This is a genomic window from Salmonella sp. SAL04202, from assembly GCF_046550775.1.
Classification (GTDB): Bacteria; Pseudomonadota; Gammaproteobacteria; order Enterobacterales; family Enterobacteriaceae; genus Salmonella; species Salmonella enterica.
In genome coordinates this window covers 563775-584107 of record NZ_JBGDXK010000002.1, presented here as the reverse complement: position 1 = coordinate 584107, position 20333 = coordinate 563775, and the positions used below count along the sequence as shown (strand labels likewise).

At 54.0% G+C, this 20333-nt stretch carries 22 protein-coding genes and 1 other RNA gene; 9 read left to right on the top strand and 14 right to left on the bottom strand.

From position 1 onward, the window contains the following. The first annotated feature begins 191 nt into the window (after nucleotides 1-191). Together ACLJQJ_RS13120 and ACLJQJ_RS13115 are read left to right on the top strand one after the other, a co-directional pair. Nucleotides 192-716: an SCP2 domain-containing protein gene (locus ACLJQJ_RS13120; RefSeq protein ID WP_000884721.1), complete on the top strand. Its 525-nt coding sequence runs from the start codon at nucleotides 192-194 to the stop codon at nucleotides 714-716. Then, entirely contained in the window at nucleotides 710-1213 is a 504-nt protein-coding gene (locus ACLJQJ_RS13115) for a GNAT family N-acetyltransferase (RefSeq protein WP_000908562.1), read from the top strand. Before ACLJQJ_RS13120 ends, ACLJQJ_RS13115 begins: the two co-directional genes overlap by 7 nt. Here the strand turns inward: ACLJQJ_RS13115 and ACLJQJ_RS13110 are convergent. Then, nucleotides 1200-1517 (bottom strand): GIY-YIG nuclease family protein, encoded by a 318-nt coding sequence (locus ACLJQJ_RS13110; protein ID WP_000928379.1) that lies wholly within the window; start codon nucleotides 1515-1517, stop codon nucleotides 1200-1202. The genes ACLJQJ_RS13115 and ACLJQJ_RS13110 overlap by 14 nt on opposite strands. A 37-nt stretch (nucleotides 1518-1554) precedes the next feature. Here ACLJQJ_RS13110 and ACLJQJ_RS13105 point away from each other — a divergent pair, with 37 nt between their 5' ends. Continuing rightward, nucleotides 1555-1998: a YhbP family protein gene (locus ACLJQJ_RS13105; RefSeq protein ID WP_000380404.1), complete on the top strand. Its 444-nt coding sequence runs from the start codon at nucleotides 1555-1557 to the stop codon at nucleotides 1996-1998. Here the strand turns inward: ACLJQJ_RS13105 and yhbO are convergent. Further along, nucleotides 1978-2496 carry a protein/nucleic acid deglycase gene (yhbO, locus tag ACLJQJ_RS13100; RefSeq protein WP_063809187.1) on the bottom strand — a complete coding sequence of 173 codons (519 nt, stop codon included), beginning with the start codon at nucleotides 2494-2496 and terminating at the stop codon, nucleotides 1978-1980. The genes ACLJQJ_RS13105 and yhbO overlap by 21 nt on opposite strands. Before the next feature lie 130 nt (nucleotides 2497-2626). Between yhbO and ACLJQJ_RS13095 the strand changes: the two genes are divergently transcribed. Next, nucleotides 2627-3262, top strand: a complete 636-nt coding sequence (locus ACLJQJ_RS13095) for an NAD(P)H-binding protein (RefSeq protein ID WP_001521094.1) — start codon at nucleotides 2627-2629, stop codon at nucleotides 3260-3262. A gap of 66 nt (nucleotides 3263-3328) precedes the next feature. Here the strand turns inward: ACLJQJ_RS13095 and dolP are convergent, their stop codons facing one another. Genes dolP through ACLJQJ_RS13075 form a run of 4 tightly spaced genes read right to left on the bottom strand, consistent with a single transcriptional unit; the run spans nucleotide 3329 to nucleotide 6921 of the window. Next, nucleotides 3329-3904: a division/outer membrane stress-associated lipid-binding lipoprotein gene (dolP, locus tag ACLJQJ_RS13090; protein WP_000643280.1), complete on the bottom strand. Its 576-nt coding sequence runs from the start codon at nucleotides 3902-3904 to the stop codon at nucleotides 3329-3331. A 9-nt stretch (nucleotides 3905-3913) separates the two neighbouring features. Next, nucleotides 3914-4504: a DnaA initiator-associating protein DiaA gene (gene diaA / locus ACLJQJ_RS13085; RefSeq protein ID WP_000893481.1), complete on the bottom strand. Its 591-nt coding sequence runs from the start codon at nucleotides 4502-4504 to the stop codon at nucleotides 3914-3916. 21 nt (nucleotides 4505-4525) lie between these two features. After that, nucleotides 4526-4921 (bottom strand): YraN family protein, encoded by a 396-nt coding sequence (locus ACLJQJ_RS13080; RefSeq protein WP_000057285.1) that lies wholly within the window; start codon nucleotides 4919-4921, stop codon nucleotides 4526-4528. Then, complete coding sequence (locus ACLJQJ_RS13075) at nucleotides 4879-6921, bottom strand: penicillin-binding protein activator (protein WP_023241653.1); 2043 nt, start codon at nucleotides 6919-6921, stop codon at nucleotides 4879-4881. Before ACLJQJ_RS13075 ends, ACLJQJ_RS13080 begins: the two co-directional genes overlap by 43 nt. Before the next feature lie 63 nt (nucleotides 6922-6984). Between ACLJQJ_RS13075 and rsmI the strand changes: the two genes are divergently transcribed. Continuing rightward, nucleotides 6985-7848: a 16S rRNA (cytidine(1402)-2'-O)-methyltransferase gene (gene rsmI / locus ACLJQJ_RS13070; RefSeq protein ID WP_061375839.1), complete on the top strand. Its 864-nt coding sequence runs from the start codon at nucleotides 6985-6987 to the stop codon at nucleotides 7846-7848. 157 nt (nucleotides 7849-8005) lie between these two features. Here rsmI and ACLJQJ_RS13065 read toward each other — a convergent pair whose 3' ends face one another. The 8 genes from ACLJQJ_RS13065 to garD all read right to left on the bottom strand — a co-directional run bounded on the left by ACLJQJ_RS13065 (nucleotide 8006) and on the right by garD (nucleotide 16222). Beyond that, nucleotides 8006-8779, bottom strand: a complete 774-nt coding sequence (locus tag ACLJQJ_RS13065) for a DeoR/GlpR family DNA-binding transcription regulator (RefSeq protein ID WP_001083900.1) — start codon at nucleotides 8777-8779, stop codon at nucleotides 8006-8008. Between the two features lie 110 nt (nucleotides 8780-8889). Continuing rightward, nucleotides 8890-9933: a galactitol-1-phosphate 5-dehydrogenase gene (gatD, locus tag ACLJQJ_RS13060; protein ID WP_000844174.1), complete on the bottom strand. Its 1044-nt coding sequence runs from the start codon at nucleotides 9931-9933 to the stop codon at nucleotides 8890-8892. Between the two features lie 43 nt (nucleotides 9934-9976). Then, nucleotides 9977-11350: a galactitol-specific PTS transporter subunit IIC gene (locus ACLJQJ_RS13055; RefSeq protein WP_000490601.1), complete on the bottom strand. Its 1374-nt coding sequence runs from the start codon at nucleotides 11348-11350 to the stop codon at nucleotides 9977-9979. 3 nt (nucleotides 11351-11353) lie between these two features. Then, nucleotides 11354-11638, bottom strand: a complete 285-nt coding sequence (gene gatB / locus ACLJQJ_RS13050) for a PTS galactitol transporter subunit IIB (RefSeq protein ID WP_000824293.1) — start codon at nucleotides 11636-11638, stop codon at nucleotides 11354-11356. 30 nt (nucleotides 11639-11668) lie between these two features. After that, complete coding sequence (gene gatA, locus ACLJQJ_RS13045; protein ID WP_000080445.1) at nucleotides 11669-12133, bottom strand: PTS galactitol transporter subunit IIA; 465 nt, start codon at nucleotides 12131-12133, stop codon at nucleotides 11669-11671. A gap of 14 nt (nucleotides 12134-12147) precedes the next feature. Further along, the gene (gene gatZ / locus ACLJQJ_RS13040; protein ID WP_063809198.1) at nucleotides 12148-13419 is read right to left on the bottom strand and encodes a tagatose-bisphosphate aldolase subunit GatZ; all 1272 of its coding nucleotides are present in this window, start codon (nucleotides 13417-13419) and stop codon (nucleotides 12148-12150) included. Nucleotides 13420-13538: 119 nt separating this feature from the next. Then, on the bottom strand, nucleotides 13539-14393 hold the full coding sequence (locus ACLJQJ_RS13035) for a tagatose bisphosphate family class II aldolase (protein ID WP_000469979.1): 855 nt from the start codon (nucleotides 14391-14393) through the stop codon (nucleotides 13539-13541). Nucleotides 14394-14650: 257 nt separating this feature from the next. After that, the gene (gene garD / locus ACLJQJ_RS13030; protein ID WP_001273722.1) at nucleotides 14651-16222 is read right to left on the bottom strand and encodes a galactarate dehydratase; all 1572 of its coding nucleotides are present in this window, start codon (nucleotides 16220-16222) and stop codon (nucleotides 14651-14653) included. Between the two features lie 529 nt (nucleotides 16223-16751). On the opposite strand from garD, the gene garL reads away from it, so the two are divergent. The 4 genes from garL (at nucleotide 16752) to rnpB (ending at nucleotide 20088) form a co-directional block, all read left to right on the top strand. Beyond that, nucleotides 16752-17522 carry a 2-dehydro-3-deoxyglucarate aldolase gene (gene garL, locus ACLJQJ_RS13025; protein WP_001057715.1) on the top strand — a complete coding sequence of 257 codons (771 nt, stop codon included), beginning with the start codon at nucleotides 16752-16754 and terminating at the stop codon, nucleotides 17520-17522. Nucleotides 17523-17547: 25 nt separating this feature from the next. Further along, nucleotides 17548-18438: a 2-hydroxy-3-oxopropionate reductase gene (garR, locus tag ACLJQJ_RS13020; RefSeq protein WP_000178106.1), complete on the top strand. Its 891-nt coding sequence runs from the start codon at nucleotides 17548-17550 to the stop codon at nucleotides 18436-18438. Between the two features lie 97 nt (nucleotides 18439-18535). Further along, nucleotides 18536-19681 carry a glycerate 2-kinase gene (gene garK, locus ACLJQJ_RS13015; RefSeq protein WP_063809185.1) on the top strand — a complete coding sequence of 382 codons (1146 nt, stop codon included), beginning with the start codon at nucleotides 18536-18538 and terminating at the stop codon, nucleotides 19679-19681. Nucleotides 19682-19713: 32 nt separating this feature from the next. Next, an RNA gene (rnpB, locus tag ACLJQJ_RS13010) (RNase P RNA component class A) lies at nucleotides 19714-20088 on the top strand. Nucleotides 20089-20333 lie beyond the last annotated feature (245 nt).

Below are 20333 nucleotides of genomic sequence, written 5' to 3'. Positions count from 1 at the left end.
GACGCAAAATTGTTAACGAACAGGGATTTTAGTTAACCTTGCTGCGACAATTTTTGATTTAAGGCAGTTAAAGGCGTATTGGTAACACCAATAATGGGGTAGAAAATCAGACCCAATTGTTGATTTACGCCGCCATGTGATTTATTGGATATGGCAAAATAACAGGACTATTGAAACAGGGAGTAAAGCTCGTGTTAGATAAACTGCGTTCACGCTTAGTCCATGCTGGCCCGTCTCTGATGAGTGTACCGGTTAAACTGACGCCCTTTGCGCTAAAGCGCCAGGTTCTGGAACAGGTTCTGAGCTGGCAGTTTCGTCAGGCGCTGGCCGATGGAGAGCTGGAATTCCTCGAAGGTCGTTGGTTAAGCATTCATGTTCGTGACATCGACTTAAAATGGTATACCACAGTTGAAAATGAAAAATTGATCGTTAGCCAGCAGGCGGATGCTGACGTCAGTTTTAGCGCCGACGCCAGCGATCTGCTAATGATAGCAGCCCGTAAACAGGACCCGGATACGCTCTTTTTCCAGCGTCGACTGGTCATTGAAGGCGATACTGAGTTAGGGTTGTATGTGAAGAATCTGATGGACGCCATCGAACTGGAGCAGATGCCGAAAGCGTTACGCGTTATGCTGCTGCAACTGGCGGATTTTGTTGAGGCGGGTATGAAAAACTCGCCGGAAACCAAACAGACCTCGGTAGGTGAACCATGCTAATTCGAGTAGAAATTCCCATTGATGCGCCTGGTATTGATGCGCTGTTACGCCGTTCATTCGAAAGCGATGCGGAAGCGAAGCTGGTTCACGATTTGCGTGAAGATGGTTTTCTGACGCTCGGACTGGTGGCCACGGATGATGAAGGTCAGGTGGTGGGCTATGTCGCCTTTAGCCCGGTTGATGTGCAGGGCGAAGATTTACAGTGGGTCGGCATGGCGCCGCTGGCGGTCGATGAAAAGTATCGCGGGCAAGGGCTGGCGCGCCAGTTAGTGTATGAAGGGCTGGATTCGCTCAACGAGTTCGGCTACGCGGCGGTCGTGACGCTGGGCGATCCGGCGTTATATAGCCGCTTCGGTTTTGAACTGGCCGCACATTACGATCTTCACTGCCGTTGGCCCGGTACGGAAAGCGCTTTCCAGGTACACCGTTTGGCTGAGGATGCGCTGGAGGGCGTGACGGGGCTGGTGGAGTATCACGACCACTTCAATCGTTTTTAAGCACCGGCGTTTGCAGGCTGGACAGCAGCGCCTCAAACGCTTCGCGTTCCGTCACAAGGCGCTCCTTCTGGCGCTTTGTGAGCTGTTTGATGCGATACTCTATGCGCAGGGCCAGCGAGCGATCGCCGACCTGCGCCGCAAACGCCAGCGTTAACTCGCCTTTTCCCCGTAATGCTTTTGCGCCTTTTCCCGTTTGATGCTGCCTGTAACGACGCGCCACATCGGTGGTTATTCCGGTGTAAAGCGCATTGTCTGCGGTACGAATCAGATACAGATACCAGGGTGTCATTGTCGCCATCAGCATGATAATTTTCAGGTTCCCAGTATAAGCGAGAATAAAGATGGACACACTTACCGCTATTGGCCGTTGGCTGGCGAAACAACACGTGGTGACCTGGTGCGTACACCATGAGGGAGAGCTGTGGTGCGCCAATGCGTTTTATTTGTTCGATGCGCAAAACGTCGCGCTGTATCTGTTAACGGATGATAAAACCCGCCATGCGCAAATGTCCGGCGCGTGCGCGCCAGTTGCGGGAACGGTCAATGGTCAGCCGAAAACGGTGGCGCGCATTCGCGGCGTGCAGTTTAAAGGGGAAATTCGCCGTCTGGAGGGGCAGGAGAGCGACGCCGCGCGTAAAGCTTACCTTCGTCGCTTCCCGGTCGCCAGGGTGCTGCCAGCACCGGTATGGGAAATCCGGCTGGATGAAATTAAATTCACCGACAACACGCTGGGGTTTGGTAAAAAACTGCACTGGTTACGCGACTCACGCGCCCAGCAGGCGTAGCGCCTCGCGGTTAAATGCCGGCAGGTCGTCAGGCGTGCGGCTGGTCACCAGCTGATCTTTATCGACGACGACTTCCTGATCGTAAAATTCCGCGCCCGCATTCTTCACATCGATAATAATCGGTTTCACCGCCGTGAGTTTGCGACCACGAATGACATCGGCGCTGATCAACAACTGTGGGCCGTGGCAAATGGCAAAAACCGGTTTACCGCTGTTAACGAAATCGCGGGTAAAATCCACGAAACGGCTGTCGCCGCGCAGGTAGTCCGGCGAATGACCTCCCGGCAATAGCAAGGCGTCGAACTCGTCGGGACGAACGTCATCAATAGCCTTATCAATAGTGACGCTGGCCTCGCCTTTTTTTCCTTTCACCGTTTTACCCGCCTCTTTGTCGATGGTGATGACCTCATGGCCGGCCTGACGGAATTCTGCTGCCGGCGAGGTAAATTCTGAATCTTCAAATTCATCGGTAATCAAAACGGCAATTTTCTTACTCATGCGTTTCCTCCGCAGTGGTGGCGTCGGGTAAGGCAAATTTTCCACAATGATGGATACTTACCTCGTAGACTATTAAGCCTGGTCGATAGGGCCGAGAGTGCAAGGTGGACAAATCTGTAAAGGAGCGAGGATGAGTCAGGTACTGATTACCGGCGCGACCGGACTGGTCGGCGGACATCTGCTGAGAATGTTAATCAACACGCCGCAGGTGAGCGCTATCGCCGCGCCGACGCGTCGCCCGCTGACGGATATTGTCGGCGTTTATAACCCTCACGATCCGCAGCTTACCGATGCGTTAGCTCAGGTGACCGACCCGGTAGATATTGTTTTTTGCTGCCTGGGCACGACCCGGCGTGAAGCGGGAAGTAAAGCGGCGTTTATTCATGCGGATTATACGCTGGTGGTTGATACCGCGCTGACCGGACGTCGACTGGGTGCGCAGCACATGGTGGTGGTCAGCGCAATGGGAGCAAACGCGCACTCTCCGTTTTTCTACAATCGGGTGAAAGGAGAAATGGAGGAGGCGTTAATCGCACAAAATTGGCCTCGTTTGACGATTGCCCGGCCTTCTATGCTGCTCGGCGACAGAACAACGCGGCGGGTGAATGAAACGCTTTTCGCTCCGCTATTCCGGCTGTTGCCAGGAAACTGGAAATCGATTGATGCGCGGGATGTGGCGCGGGCCATGCTGGCGGAAGCGCTGGCACCAGCACAAGAAGGCGTGACGATTCTGACCTCATCGCAACTGCGGGAAAAAGCGGAATAGCGAAGCCGGATGATTTACCGGATGGCGACGCGGTTTACACATTCTTATCGCCACCCGGCACACCGGTTACTTAATATACGTAAAGGCGGTGGTCACGCGTTTCACGCCGCTCACCCGGCTGGCGATGTCCGCTGCCGCTTTACCTTCACGTTCAGTCACCAGGCCCAGCAGGAACACTTCGCCATTTTCGGTGGTGACTTTCACGTTTGACGATTTTACCTGATCGCTGGTCAGTAGCTGTGAGCGAACTTTCGTGGTGATCCAGGTATCGTTAGAGGCGGTCCCCAGGCCGATAGGCTGACCCTGGCGAATCTCGTTATAGACCTCGGTGGTGCCTTCAACGCCCATCGCTATCTGTTTAGCGCGTGCGGAGAGTTCGCTGTTTGGCGACTGGCCCACTAACAAAACTTTGCCCTGATAAGCCGTGACATTGATGCGCGTCTCTTTTTTGATTTGCTCATCTTTCGACAGCGCGCTGCTGACACGCAGTTCCAGCGTTCCGTCATCCACCTGGGTGCCCACGCTACGCGGGTCGGTTGCGGCTTTGGTGCCGACGGCTGCCGTACCCACTACCGCGGCGGCGACGCAACCTTGCAATAGCAACGCAGAAATAAGGACTGCGAGCGGCGAAAATGCCTTCATGTGTACTCCTTAATCATCCTGGTGAGGAAAAAGCGTGTTATCGATCAAATCGCACAGGCAGTTTACCGTCAGCATATGCATTTCCTGAATGCGCGCGCTGTGGTGTGAAGGGATACGAATTTCGACATCCTGCGGCCCTAATAGTCCGGCCAGCTCACCCCCGTCATACCCGGTTAGCGCCACAATGGTCATGTCACGTGTGACGGCTGCTTCAACGGCTTTTACGATATCGCGACTATTACCACGCGTAGAGATCGCCAATAAAACATCGCCTGCATGTCCCAGCGCCCGGACTTGTTTTGCATAAACTTCATCGTGCAGGCGATCGTTAGCGATCGCAGTTAAGACCACATTATCGGTATTTAGTGCAATGGCGGGTAAACTGGGTCGCTCCGTTTCAAAGCGGTTAATCATGCTGGCAGCAAAATGCTGTGCGTTGGCCGCGGACGTCCCGTTTCCACAACAGAGGATTTTGTTGCCGTTAAGCAGGGAATGAACCAGCGTCATGGCGGCGCGGGAAATGGCATCCGGAAGCGCTTCCGCCGCAGCAATTTGAGTTTGAATGCTTTCTGTAAAGCAAACTTTGATTCTTTCGAGCACGCTAATCCTTAAAATCTTCAATTATGAGTGGTCGTTAAACGCATCCCGAAACCACTCAATCTCATTTCCGGTGAAGGCTAACACATCGAACCGACAATCCACAGTATCAAAACTCCCATTCTGGCGGGCGAGCCACAAGCGGGCAGTATGTAATAATTTGTGTTGCTTGCTGCGGGTCACACTGGCCGCCGCGCCGCCATAAAGCCCGGAGCGCCGATAGCGGACCTCAACAAAAACCGTCGTTTTTCCGTCGCGCATGATCAGATCGATTTCGCCGCCGCGCTCGCGCACGTTGGCGGCGATAAACCGCAGTCCTTTGCTTTCCAGCCAGCGACGCGCGGCAGCTTCCCACGCGTCGCCAGCCTGTTTACGCGTTAGCTGGCGGGAACAATCTCCCCTTGCTGGTATTTGAGCCATGATAACTTCCTGTTAATCACACAATCCGGGCTGGCGGTTAATGCGCCGGTATTACCATTGATCTCAAATCCCTGCACCTGACGCATCTGCGAAAAGTGGTTCGCCAGCGTCCAGGCATCCACGCCCATGGCGTACATCCGCGCCAGAGAATAGTCGTTATGTACAGCGCTCAGCGCCTGCTGCATCAACGGCATATTGCCGCCTGCCAGCATAGGAATTTCACTGTATTGCAAACCCTCCATTTCCAGACGGAAGTCGGGGCCGGAGGTGCCTTGCGCGCTGCGAGAGCTGGCATACAGCGTCGCGCCGCTCTGGGTGCCGTTACGCATGGCGATCATCGGTTTGATAAAGCCAATCTCTTCCGGCGTAGCCAGAATATAGACCGCGTCTACGCGTCCGCCGCTGGTGATTTGCGCGTCGGTCGGCGGCGCAGGGATGGTCAGACCGCCAATGGTGACGCCAGGCTGCGCAGGCACGCTGGCGGCGACCGGGCTGCCCGTCAACGCGATACCCGCGCCGCCGTTCACGCCCATTTTCAGCTCGGCTACGGAGCCGAATTTTTGCTGTAACACGATGCCGCCGCCCAGTTTTTGCCACTCCTGGGTGAAGGCGTTCGCCACGCGATCGCCAAGCGTGCTGCGTGGGATCAACAGCAGCGGCGACTGCTTGCCCTGGTCATAAATATGATGCGCCGCATCACGGGCTTCATCTTCTGGAGAGAGCGCGAAATAGCAGATATTAGGGAAGCTACGTACCGTTTCCGGCTGGTTGAGTGCCAGCACGTTGAGCGGCGTGTTGCTTTTCATCAGCGCTTCCACATTGTTTTTCAACAGCGGCCCGACCACGATACTGGCGCCGTCTTGCTGAACCTGAGCAAGCACCTGATCCAACGGCTGGGAAGAGGTATCGTAGATTTTTAATTCAGCGGAGGGATCCGCCGGCGCGCTTGTTGTAGCAGGGGGAGTTTGTGGCGCGCTGACTGGCGTAGCGGACTGGGATGGAGCGTCATCAGTCAGATCGCTCACCGAGGCCTGCGACGGACTGGCGACGCCGTTGGTCATTTGTGGCTGCGTCTCCTCCACGCCAGGTTCTACCGGCGCGTCAGGCGCGGCGGCAGGCTGCATCTCTACCGCCTGGGTGCCGAGGTTTTTCGCGGCTTCGAAACCTTGCTGGATGGTACGGCCAAACACGGCAGCCTGACCGTTCAGCGGCAGCAGCAGAGCGATTTTGCTGGTGGAAGCCGGTTTGAAACGTTGTACATTGACGAGCTGCGTCGGCAGCATTTTCGCCCCCGGATTTTGCGGGTAGCGTTTTTGCCAGTCGGCGATCCCGGCTTTCAGCATGTCCGGATCGTTGCGGTTGTCAAACCAGACGCGTTGCAGATCCAGCCAGCCCTGAAGCACATTTTCATCGGCGTTGATAACCAGCGTCCTGGCCTGATCCGGCGTCATGGCGGAGAGCGCCTGCCAGGTGGCGTCGATATTTTTTTGTTTATCTTTCGCCGCCAGTAGCGGTTCCTGGGCGATTAACGCCCGCAACAGGGTAAGCGACGGGCGTCCCTGGCTGGCAACGATCTGCGCCTGCCAGTAACGCGCTTGCTGATTTGGCGCAAAGTCGGCGGGTTTTAGTTTATCCAGCAAGGCCTGCGCGCCTGCGACATCTTTTTGCGCCAGTTTGATTTCTACCGCTAATAAAGACTGTTCGCGACGCTGGGTATCGTTCAGATTTTGCGGGAGTTGGTTGAACAGGTCGACGGCCTGCTGGCTTTTTCCTTCTTTCAGCAGTGCATGAATGGCGAGTAATTGCCAGTTGGTCTTGCTATCATCTGCGCTTTGCTGCATCTGATGCAGGTAAAAGGCGGAGTCAGCTTGCGCTGAACCCTGCATATAGGCTGCGCTTTGATCTGGCGCCTGGGTGCCGCACCCGGCGAAAAGTAGCGCAGCCAGGACGACAGGCAGCGCGCGCGCGGCGTTCAAACGAGAAAATGTTGAGGGTACCATACTGTATCCAGTGATATTTTTTTACGCAATGCTCAATATTAAATCGGCAATACGGACGACACAATGAAACAAAACGAATCGGCGGATAATTCTCAGGGCCAACTCTTTATTGTACCTACTCCTATCGGTAATCTGGCGGATATTACCCAGCGTGCGTTGGAGGTGTTACAGGCTGTAGATCTGATTGCCGCCGAGGATACTCGTCACACCGGTTTATTGCTGCAACATTTTGGGATTAATGCCCGATTGTTCGCGCTGCACGACCATAACGAACAACAAAAAGCGGAAACGCTGGTCGCGAAGCTAAAAGAAGGGCAGAACATTGCGCTGGTTTCCGACGCCGGTACGCCGCTGATTAACGATCCGGGCTACCATCTGGTGCGTACTTGTCGCGAAGCGGGCATCCGTGTGGTGCCGCTACCGGGGCCATGTGCGGCGATTGCCGCCCTGAGCGCCGCAGGTCTGCCATCCGACCGTTTCTGCTATGAAGGCTTTTTACCGGCGAAATCCAAAGGTCGCCGTGATGCGCTGAAAGCGGTTGAAGCGGAGCCACGAACGCTGATTTTTTATGAGTCAACCCACCGCCTGTTAGATAGCCTGGAAGATATCGTCGCGGTATTGGGAGAATCCCGTTATGTGGTGCTGGCGCGTGAGCTGACCAAAACCTGGGAAACCATTCACGGCGCGCCGGTCGGCGAGCTGCTGGCGTGGGTCAAAGAAGATGAAAACCGTCGCAAAGGCGAAATGGTGCTGATTGTCGAAGGCCATAAAGCGCAAGAAGACGACCTGCCCGCCGACGCGCTGCGCACGCTGGCGCTGCTACAGGCAGAACTGCCGCTGAAAAAAGCGGCGGCGCTGGCAGCAGAAATTCACGGCGTGAAGAAAAATGCGCTGTATAAGTATGCGCTGGAGCAGCAGGAAGAATAAAAGCGAGCGCCCGGGAACCGCCTTTTATCGCCATCGCGTTAATACTCAATCAGGTGATTGATGTGGGTAAAGTGATGGGGGCATTGGGCGGTGATAGCGGACCGGACCTTTCCTTCGGGCTTACTCTCGCGATCAGCAACGCATAACCGACTCCTTTTTAGACGATCATTAGTTCCACGCCTGTTTTCGCTAATGCCGCTTTATCCTGTTTGCTGATGGTGTCATCGGTTATCACACAGTTGATCTTGTCCATCGGCAATACCTGGTTAAAGCCGCGACGGTTAAATTTGGTCGCGTCCAGTACCGCGATAACTTTGTGTGCCGCCGCCGCCATGACGCCGCTAATGGAATAACCTTCGTTAAACGTGGTAATACCGTTTGTCGCATCAATGCCATCCGCCCCGACAAACATGACATCGGCGCTGATGCCGTGTAGCGATCGTTCCGCAATCGTGCCGTGCATTGAGTGGGTTTTATGCCGTACCGTACCGCCGCAGACCACCAGCGTGAGATCTTTATTTTCTGATAGCGTAAAAGCGGCAGGCAAGCTGTTAGTGATCACCGTAATATTGCTTTTTCGCGCGAGCGCTTCCGCAATCAGTAATGTTGTGCTCCCGCTATCCAGAATGATGGTCATTCCTTCTTCAACCATTGCCGCAGCTGCCTGGGCAATCCGCTTTTTCGGATCGCTGGCGAGTTGATACCGATCTTCCAGAATGACTTCCTGATTGTCGCCTTCCGCCAGATGACTTCCCGGTTTTGCCGCGCCGCCATGAAAACGGGTGACAAGGCCTTTCTCTTCCAGCAGACGCAGGTCAGCACGGATAGTCACTTCAGAAATACCAAAGGTATTTGAAAGGTCCATCACCAGCACGCTGCCTTGCGTATTAATCAGGTCGACAATTTTATTTCTTCGCTCAAATGAGTTCATATTGATTTGCCTGATAATTAACTGTAACTAGTTTAAACGAAGGATTGCGAAAGGTGAACGCTAAATTTCGAAAGGAAATGTGAGCCAGCGCAGGTTGCTGGCTCGTACCATCAGGAAAGTTGAAGTAAGATTTTGCCCTGCATGGGCGCGCCATTAAGCGCTTTGACTGCTTCTGCAAAGCTTTCCGCATCGCCGCGATGGGCAATGAGAGGGGTCAGTTGAAGACGTTTTTCAGCCAACAGGCGCGCTGCGGTTTCCCATTCCTCTCCTGGCCATGGCGCGGAGTAGTTCATCCAACTGCCGAGGAGCGTGAGCTCTTTACGCAAAATTAACCCGAATGTACGCGTTGTCAGGGTGAGATCGTGATGTAACGTCCCCACCAGCGCCAGTTGCGCGCGCGGCCCGGCGATATCGATAGCCAGCGAGACGGTCTGGGGAGTTCCTGCCGTTTCGAGAACCAGTTGATCAAACTGAATGTCGGACAACGCGGTCTGGATGTCGTCGGCGGTCATTTCCCGGCTATTACAGGTATGCGTTGCGCCGAGCGCTTTCGCCAGTTCCAGTTTCTGCGGATTGATATCAATCGCCGTTACGCTTCGCGCGCCCAGTTCCCGCGCGCACTGTAAGGCCAGCAGGCCAATTGTCCCGGCACCAACGATAATTACGTTTTTCCCCTCGCAGCCCTGCGCCAGATGAAAGGCGTGTAAGCCCACGGTAATCGGTTCGATAAACGCGCCATCTTCAATCGGCATATCAGACGGCAAGCGGAAAAGATTGGCCCGTTTGACCACCACATATTCCGCATTACCGCCTTCGCTGCGCGATCCTACAAACTGATACTGTTTGCATAAAGAAAAGTAACCGCGTTCGCATTGCGGACAGTGAAAGCAGGGAAGAAGCGGGACACAAGCGACGGCATCGCCGGGCTGCATATCCGTTACGCCTGTGCCGTAGGATTCAACGTAGCCGCTGAATTCATGACCTAACGTAATAGGATAATAATGGGCGCCCTGCGCGAAAATACGCGGGATATCCGACCCGCAAAGCCCTGAGCTAACGACTTTGACCAACACATCGTCCTCGGCTTGCAGTTGTGGTAAGGGACGTTCTTCAACGCGCACGTCTCCCTCAGCGTGAATAACCACTGATTTCATAACATTCTCCAGGAAGGTGAGGGGAGCGATTGCTCCCCTAAAATTAAGAGGCGATTTGACTTTGCTGTAGCGCCGTGGCTTTCTCAGCCGCGACAAATTGTCGGGCGCGACGCCAGGTCAGCAGTACGCCGGCCAGATAGATAATGGCAATGACGGCGAAGCCGACGATATTCTGCCAGGTAAAAAGTTGAATCAGCAGCCAGGTGATGGGAGAACCGCCCTGATCCAGCGAGGCGACTTGTCCGCCAGCTTTTAGCGCTCCGGCATTGGCAGCCAGTTGGGTATGCAGGCCAATCGTCTGGGTGGCTATCCACAGGGTGATACCCATAATAATGACACCTGAAATCAGCGTGCGGAACAGGTTGCCCTGGTGTACCGCGACCGCCATCGCAATAAAGAAACCGATGGTGGCGAGGTCGCCGAACGGCAGCACCTGGTTTCCCGGTACTAAGACGGCAATCAGGATGGTCAGCGGAATGAATATCAGGCTCGCGGAGACAACAGAGGTATGACCGAGCAGTAGCGCTGGATCAAGGCCTATCAGGAACTCCTGCCCGCCAAATTTGGCCTGTAGACGTTTACGCGCATGTTTCGCGATAGGCGTTAGGCCATCCATAATAGGTTTAATGACGCGTGGCATAAGCAGCATCACCGCTGCGGTTTTGACCGCCAGTTGCAGAACGGCTTTGGCGTCGTAGCCTGCCAGTACACCAATCACCAGCCCCATCACGAAGCCGACAGTCACCGGCTCGCCAAACGGTCCGAAGCGTTTCTGGACATCGTCTGCGCTAAAGTGAATACGATTGAGGCCCGGAATTTTTTCGATAATGGTATCAACGAGCACCGCCACGGGGCCCAGGTATGCGGATGAACCGTGTGGGATTGCAATCCCCTCCAGGCCAAAATAGTCGCGGGTATCTTTGGCAAACCAGTCCCCCAGTTTGTAGACAAAGGCGGCATGAACCACAACGCCCAGAATCCCCAGCCAGTATGAACCGGTCGCCAGATGCAGCATGGCGCCCGTGAAGGTCATGTGCCAGATATTCCAGATATCGACATTCACCACGCGGGTCATGCGGGTCACCAGCATCAGGACGTTAACCCCGATGGCGACAGGGATCGCGACCAGCGCGATTTGTGACGCCCAGGTCATGGGCGATGAACCTGGCCAGCCGACGTCAATAACGTGGAGATTGATTTGGAAATGTTCCGCCATGGCTTTCGCCGCGGGGCCGATAGAATCCAGCATCAGGCCGATGACCAGACCAATACCCACGAAGCCGATACCAATATGCAAACCCGATTTAAAACAATCCCCAAGCTTCATTCCCAGCAGTTTAGAGAACACGATGATCACCAGAGGCAACATCACCGTTGGGCCTAAGTCGAGGATATAACGCATTATTTCGCTAAACATACGTTACCCCATGAGAATGGACAGAATTTTTTGCTGTAATGCTTCAATACCCACGCCGGAAACAAAAGGCATACCGTGAACGACGGGAATATCGCCAAAGGCGCGATCGACCCTGGCAGTGGTACAGATAAGATCGGCGCCGTCCATATAGGTTTCGATTTCGGTGACCCGGCATTGCACTAAGTCGAGCTCAATATGGTTGGCATCACATAGCTCTTTAATTTCTTCCGCAGCCATCGTTGAGGTTGCAACCGCACCGCCACAGGCCACAATTACTTTACGTTTCATAGGGTATTCCTCATTATTATCAATTTATTATCAAACCTGGACGCACTGCTCAGGCTCAAGGATGGTTTCCTGAAAGCGTATCGCCAGTTCGGCATCCGGCGCGCTTAACAGGGCATCGAGGGTGCTTGGGTTCTGTAGCTCACTAAACAGGCGGCGCAGAAGTTTTAGCTGTGCCGCCGGGTTTTCAACGATTAAGGCGATGATTAACGAAACAGCAATCTCTTCGTCATCATCCGCCTGTTGAAACATGACCGGCTTATCTGGACGAATCAGATAGATAGCGGGTGATTTCGCATGAACCGCCTCGCAATGAGGGATAGCGACGGCGTGACGCTCCAGCGCAATGCCGGTAGGAAAAGACGCTTCACGTTCCACCAGCGCCTGCGGATAACTATCATGTACCACGCCTTTCGCCAGCATCTCTTTGCCAATGTGCGCCAGCGCCTGTTGGCTCGAGTCGAATGTGATTCCGGTTCGGACAAATAGTTGGCTCATAAATTCTCCATTATTCAGGCGACATCCGGCGTGCAACCGAAGCGATAAGCGCGCAGAACATCCTGAATTTTGTCAATAATCAGGTTATGCGGCGTGGGGGTGAGCACGCCCTCAGACAGGCGTTCAAACTGTACGGGCATAAACTGGCTAATTAATCCCAGCGGCAATGTGACGTTATTCAGATTGGCGATTAACTTCTCTACGCTTTGACGAATACGCGGGTGCGGCCAGTAATAGCGAATACGGTCAGACAAACTAAAGTGGATGTCGACCATCGCCTGGCTCCAGGTTGGACGGTAGTATTTTTTCCAGTAGCCCGGTTCGTTTAGCATAACTTCATCAATGACCTCCAGTACCCGACTACGTTGTTCCGGGGAGATCAGCTCGTTTTCCATTTGCGCAAGTGCGAAAATGGCTTCGCGCAGCGCGAAAGTGAGCGCCGGGCCGACCTTCAGAATGGCGTAATGATCGCGTACCAGCGCACGGTAGGCCTGTCGCGTCTGATAATCAGTCGAATGCGCTTCATAGACCATCGGCGTTTCTTTTATCCAGTCGGAAAGCGCTTTAGCGGCCTGCGGTTGATAGTGGATAATCTGTGTATGGTCGAATTCTACGCCCGGCTGTACGACAATCGCGATAACCCGGTTCAATGCCTCATCCAGCCCCAGGACGCGAAAAGCAGCCTGATGCGTTTGCAGCGTGCGGGCTGCATCCTGTTCGCGGGTAACATGCACGGCGTTAATGGCGCTGGCTTCCCCGCCCGGAACCGGAACTTCAGTGCCGATAACATAGGTTAAATGGCGTTTTTGTTCGTCGGTCGCCGTCGTTTCCGCTGCCTGGCAAAGCAGGGCGGCGCGTTTAGCGACAACCATTGGGTCCAGCGGCGTCGGGTCGTCAGCGCAGGACATAGAGGCATCAAGATGGATTTTGCTAAACCCGGCAGCGACGTAAGCCTTAATGAGTTCGACAGATTTTTCCATCGCCGTATCTGCAGGTTCGTTTTGCCAGCAGTTAGGTCCCAGGTGATCGCCGCCTAAAATAAGCCGTTCTCGTGGAAAACCCACTTCCTGGGCGATGCCATAGACAAAATCACGAAAGTCAGCCGGTTTCATGCCGGTATAACCGCCAAACTGATTAACCTGGTTAGAGGTCGCTTCGATCAGAACTTTGTTCCCGCTATTCAGATCAAAACGTAATGCGGATTCAATCACCTGCGGGTGTGCTGAACATACGGAACAGATCCCTATCTGTTCCCCTGCTTTGTGACGAGAAATTATTTCTTTCACTTCTGGCTCCGATATCTTTTGTTTATCTTCATAATATTTTTGGTTTGAAGGCAAAGGATAATAATGGCTTTCGTGATCCAGCTATGAAAACGCCCTTTGCCGTGCTAAATCCGGGGGCTTTAGAGCTTCCCTTCACAACCGCAGTCGGCAATCACTTTACGTACAACCTCTTTCATGGCCGCTTTCGCCGGGATCATGTAATGGCGGGGATCGCTGGCCTCTGCGTGTTGCGTTAAATAGTTTTTAAGCGCGCCAGAAAAGGCGATTTTAAGCTCGGTGGCGACGTTAACTTTGCAGATGCCCAGCGAAATAGCGCGGGTAATATCGCGGGTCGGCAGGCCAGAGGCGCCGTGAAGGACTAAGGGGACATCAACCCGCTGACGAATTTCCGTCAGTCGTTCAAAATCAAGTTTTGGTTCAGCGGTGTAGAGGCCGTGAGCGGTGCCGATAGCAATGGCTAACGAGTCGATACCCGTTTTTTCTACAAATTCCCGGGCCTGTTCCGGATGGGTATAAAGCGCATCTTTACCGTCAACGATAAGATCGTCTTCCTGCCCGCCGAGACGCCCAAGTTCAGCTTCAACGCTGACATCGTAGCGATGACAGTAATCAACCACGCTTTTCACCAGCGCAATATTGTCGGCAAAGGGGAAATGCGACCCGTCGATCATGACCGAGCGTACCCCGGCGGCGACTTTCATTTTGATGTCGGCCAGTTTTTCATGATGATCGAGATGTACCGCGAGAGGATGGTTCCAGCTTTTCGCCAGTTCTGCGGCGATAGCCACGATATTACCGACGCCTGCGTAGCTAAAGGTGCCTGGCGTACCGGCGACAATCAGCGGAGAGCGCAATTCTGCGGCGGTTTCCACCACCACTTGCAATGTCTCCAGGTTGTGGATGTTAAACGCCGGCACAGCATAGCCTTCCTGCTGCGCCTTCTTTAGCATTGTTCTGCCTGAAATGATAAACATCCTTCCTCCGAAATCTTTCGTTTGTTTTCTTTGAAAGAATTTATAGGCTTTCGGAATGTTTTTTTGTGATTTTGATCTGATAAATGAAAGTTTCGAAATAAAATGGAAGTTATCGAAAGTCAGGAGTAAAAAAAGCATGTCGGGCAGACATACTTCAGGCTACAGACTAAGGGCGAAAAAATACCGGGTAGCGCTGGCGCTTACCCGGTCTACAGATTATGCGGTTATACCCTGGTCGGAGAAGGGTACTGACTGGATCAGGTCACTGGCGCCGGGTTAAATATCGCCAGTTGGTTATGTAGGCCCCACTGGTCCGAGAAAGTCTTTTTCCGGCCGCTGGCGACATCGAGAATAAAGTGAAACAGCTTCCAGCCCACATCTTCGATTGTCTCTTCACCCGTGGCGATGGTGCCTGCATTGATATCCATTAAGTCATACCAGCGGTTCGCCAGCTCGGTACGCGTCGCCATTTTAATGACCGGCACCGCCATCAGCCCGTACGGCGTGCCGCGTCCGGTGGTAAAGACCTGTACGGTAATGCCGGAAGCGACCTGCTGCGTGCCGCAGACGAAATCGCTGGCGGGCGTCGCGGCGTAAATCAGGCCGCGTTTGGTGGGGCGTTGGCCCGGCGACAATACTTCGACAATGGCGCTCTTACCCGATTTAGCGATAGAGCCCAACGCTTTTTCCACGACGTTCGCCAGACCGCCTTTTTTGTTGCCAGGGGACGGGTTAGCGCTGCGATCGGTTTTCCCCATATCAAGGTAGTTATCGTACCAGGCCATTTCATCCAGCAGGCGTTTACCCACGGCTTCGTTGATGGCGCGCGGCGTCAGAAGATGAATGGCATCGCGCACTTCGGTGACCTCCGAGAACATGACGGTCGCGCCGCAGCGTACCAGCAGATCGGAAGCATAACCCACCGCCGGGTTTGCCGTGACGCCGGAAAACGCATCGCTGCCGCCACACTGCATCCCGACGACCAGCTCGGAGGCCGGGCAGGTTTCGCGCTGGCGTTGGTTCAGTTTCGTCAGATGGCGTTCGGCGACCCGTAAAATATCGTCGACCATTGATTTAAAGCCGACATGCTGCTCGTCCTGTAAACGCACAATACTGGCGCTTTCAACGGCGATGGCGGGAACATCCTCGGTGCCTTCCAGCAGTCGTTCCGGCTGCAGTTTTTCGCAACCGAGGCCAATCACCATCACTTCGCCGCCAAAATTGGGGTTGAGCGCGATATTATGAATCGTGCGAATCGGCACGACCGCCGCCGGCGCGTTGATTGCCACGCCGCAGCCGTACAGATGGTTTAGCCCTACAACGCCATCGACATTCGGGTATTTGGGCAGGAGATCGCGCTCAATCACTTTCACCACATAATCGACCACGCCCGCCACACAGTGCACGCTGGTGGTAATGCCAAGCAGATTTTTGGTGCCGACGCTGCCATCGGCGTTACGATAGCCCTCAAACGTATAGCCTTCCAGCGGCGGCAGCGGTTCCGGTACTTTGGTCGCCAGCGGTAGCGTATTCAGCGGCGGCGCTTTTGGCAGTTCAACCAGCGACTCGTCGATCCAGCTTCCGCGCGGGATGTCGCGTACCGCATAACCGATGACTTCGCCATAACGGATGATTTCGCCGTGAGCGGGGATATCCGTCAGAGCAACTTTATGGCCTTGCGGAATATGTTCAGTCAGTTCCAGGCCATCCGGAAAACGTGTTCCGGCTTTAAGACCGTGGTCATTAACAATAATTGCGACATTATCGGTTTCATGTACTTTTATATAAAACGCCGATGGCGATTCCTGGCGAATTTCGATATTGGCCATTGTTCAACATTCTCCAGCCTGGATGATAGAAATAGGATTATCTATTTTGGTTATGGTTAAATCGTTAAATCTCAATATAAGAAATAAAGTTCATGCATAATGAAATAAGAATGACAGGAGTATAAATATAAGAATGTGATCCAGATCACCGCAAATTATGAAATTTTTTATGTAGGCCGGGTAAAGCGTAAATGTGTGCATTAGCGCCCAGTATCATGGGCGTATGCTCAAAAATAAGCGTTAAATAATCCCTTTTTAATGAGCGTTTGCACAATGATTATCCGCCATAGGCTGTTTATACTGAATGGCGAATTCAGTGTATCTGACGAGTTATTTGAAAATACCATGATAATAATAAAAGACGATAAAGATATCAGAACGGTATATTGTGCTACAGGATGTGTACCACGTTAGAAATAGAATGCGGAGACCCATTCTGATTTCAGATAAGCATTTTATTGTCGTTGCTATAAGTTATGGTGGCGGCATCACATGTAGAGAATTAAAGAAATAAGCGAAGGTATAAGCGATGAATAACGCTATTTTCCCGAATAAGTTTAAAGCGGCGCTGGCGGCGCAACAGGTGCAGATTGGCTGCTGGTCTGCACTGGCAAGCCCAATCACCACCGAAGTTCTTGGTCTGGCGGGATTTGACTGGCTGGTGCTGGATGGCGAACATGCGCCGAACGATGTGACCACCTTAATTCCGCAGTTAATGGCATTGAAAGGCAGCGCCAGCGCGCCTGTGGTACGTGTGCCAACCAATGAACCGGTCATTATCAAACGGATGCTGGATATTGGGTTTTATAATTTCCTGATCCCCTTTGTTGAAACGCAAGAGGAAGCGGCTCGCGCCGTCGCCTCGACGCGTTACCCGCCGGAAGGCATTCGCGGCGTCTCCGTTTCTCACCGCGCGAATATGTTCGGTACGGTGCCTGATTACTTTGCGCAGTCGAACAAAAACATCACCATTATTGTTCAAATCGAAAGCCAGTTGGGTGTCGACAATGTTGATGCCATCGCCGCAACGGAAGGCGTTGATGGCATTTTTGTCGGCCCCAGCGATTTGGCCGCCGCGCTGGGTCATCTCGGCAATGCTTCTCACCCTGACGTGCAGCAGACGATTCAACATATTTTCGCCCGCGCTAAAGCGCACGGTAAACCGTGCGGCATTCTGGCGCCGGTAGAGGCGGATGCCCGCCGTTATCTGGAATGGGGCGCGACCTTTGTCGCCGTTGGCAGCGATTTAGGCGCATTCCGCGCCAGCACGCAGAAGCTTGCCGACACCTTTAAAAAATAATCCTGGTATGGAAAGAGAGAACGCTATGACGATGAAAGTTGGCTTTATTGGCTTAGGCATCATGGGTAAGCCCATGAGCAAAAACTTACTGAAAGCAGGGTATTCGCTGGTGGTGTCCGATCGTAATCCTGAAGCGATTGCTGACGTCATTGCCGCAGGCGCGGAAACGGCCTCTACGGCGAAGGCGATCGCTGAACAGTGTGACGTCATCATCACGATGCTGCCTAACTCTCCGCATGTGAAAGAGGTTGCGCTGGGCGAGAACGGTATCATCGAAGGCGCGAAGCCAGGAACCGTATTGATTGATATGAGTTCTATCGCGCCGCTGGCAAGCCGTGAAATCAGCGATGCGCTGAAGGCGAAGGGCGTTGAGATGTTGGATGCGCCGGTCAGCGGCGGCGAGCCGAAGGCGATTGATGGCACGCTGTCGGTGATGGTGGGGGGCGATAAAGCCATTTTCGACAAGTACTACGACCTGATGAAAGCGATGGCGGGTTCCGTGGTGCATACCGGCGATATCGGCGCAGGCAACGTCACAAAACTGGCTAACCAGGTGATCGTGGCGTTGAATATCGCCGCCATGTCTGAAGCGCTGACGCTGGCGACTAAAGCGGGCGTCAACCCGGATCTGGTCTATCAGGCGATTCGCGGCGGTCTGGCTGGCAGCACGGTACTGGATGCGAAAGCGCCGATGGTCATGGACAGAAACTTTAAGCCAGGTTTCCGTATCGATCTGCACATTAAAGATCTGGCGAATGCGCTGGATACCTCCCACGGCGTTGGCGCGCAGCTCCCGCTGACCGCCGCCGTTATGGAAATGATGCAGGCGTTACGCGCGGATGGACACGGTAATGACGACCATAGCGCGCTGGCGTGCTACTACGAAAAACTGGCGAAAGTGGAAGTCACTCGCTAACGACGTTGTGCCCGGATGGCGTGTAGCGATTCGGGCCTGAATTTCAGGCTGGATAAGTGAAACGCCATCCGGCGTTGTGCAGTAACAGGCTACCACTATGAAAATCGTAATTGCCCCCGACTCCTACAAAGAAAGCCTTTCTGCCGCCGAGGTAGCGCAGGCGATAGAAAAAGGATTTCGGGAAATTTTCCCCGATGCGCAATATGTCTCTGTTCCGGTTGCCGATGGCGGCGAAGGAACGGTCGAAGCCATGATTGCCGCGACGCAGGGCGTTGAACGCGCCGCATGGGTGACCGGGCCGTTGGGTGAAAAAGTGAAAGCCTGCTGGGGAATGTCCGGGGATGGTAAAACCGCGTTTATTGAAATGGCGGCGGCCAGCGGACTGGCGCTGGTTCCGCCAGAAAAACGCAACCCTTTGATTACAACCTCGCGGGGAACGGGGGAGCTGATATTGCAGGCGCTGGAAAGCGGCGCAAGCAATATCATTATCGGCATTGGCGGCAGCGCGACAAATGACGGCGGCGCAGGGATGATGCAGGCGTTAGGCGCAAAACTGCGCGATGCAAACGGCGCGGATATCGGTTACGGTGGCGGAAGCCTTCATTGTCTAAGCGACATTGATATTTCAGAGCTCGATCCCCGTTTAAAACTCTGCGCGATTCGTGTCGCTTGCGATGTCTCTAATCCTCTGATCGGCGACAACGGCGCATCACGAATTTTTGGGCCGCAGAAAGGCGCGACCGAAGAGAACATTGTTGAGCTGGACAGAAATCTTGCTCACTATGCCGACATCATAAAAAAATCGCTGAATGTCGACGTAAAGGCGGCGCCCGGCGCAGGCGCGGCAGGCGGTATGGGGGCGGCGTTAATGGCTTTTCTCGGTGCGGAATTACGCAGCGGGATCGAAATTGTCACGGCGGCACTGAACCTGGAGGAGCATATCCACGACTGTACGCTGGTGGTGACGGGAGAAGGGCGGATTGATAGCCAAAGTATTCGCGGTAAAGTGCCGATTGGCGTCGCGAATGTGGCGAAAAAATATCATAAGCCAGTGATTGGCATTGCCGGCAGCCTGACGCACGATGTAGGGATAGTGCATCATTATGGCATCGACGCTGCCTTTAGCGTACTCACGCGCATCGTGACGCTGGAGGAGGCTTTTCGGGGCGCTTTTGACAATATTTATCGGGCATCCAGAAATGTTGCTGCCGCTCTGGCGATAGGAATGCGCAGCGCAGGGTGACAAAGTCGCGCGAACCCTCTATACTGCGCGCCGAAGCTGACCAGACAGTCGCCGCTTCGTCGTCGTCCTTTCGGGGAGACGGGCGGAGGGGAGGAAAGTCCGGGCTCCATAGGGCAGGGTGCCAGGTAACGCCTGGGGGGGAAACCCACGACCAGTGCAACAGAGAGCAAACCGCCGATGGCCCACGCAAGTGGGATCAGGTAAGGGTGAAAGGGTGCGGTAAGAGCGCACCGCGCGGCTGGTAACAGTCCGTGGCACGGTAAACTCCACCCGGAGCAAGGCCAAATAGGGGTTCATAAGGTACGGCCCGTACTGAACCCGGGTAGGCTGCTTGAGCCAGTGAGCGATTGCTGGCCTAGATGAATGACTGTCCACGACAGAACCCGGCTTATCGGTCAGCTTCACTTCTTCATAAAACCCGCTTCGGCGGGTTTTTGCTTTTACAGGGCGGCAGGATGAATGACTGTCCACGACGCTATATCCAAAAGAAAGCGGCTTATCGGTCAGTTTCACCTCTTCATAAAACCCGCTTCGGCGGGTTTTTGCTTTTACAGGGCGGCAGGATGAATGACTGTCCACGACGCTATACCCGAAAGAAAGCGGCTTATCGGTCAGTTTCACTTCTTCATAAAACCCGCTTCGGCGGGGTTTC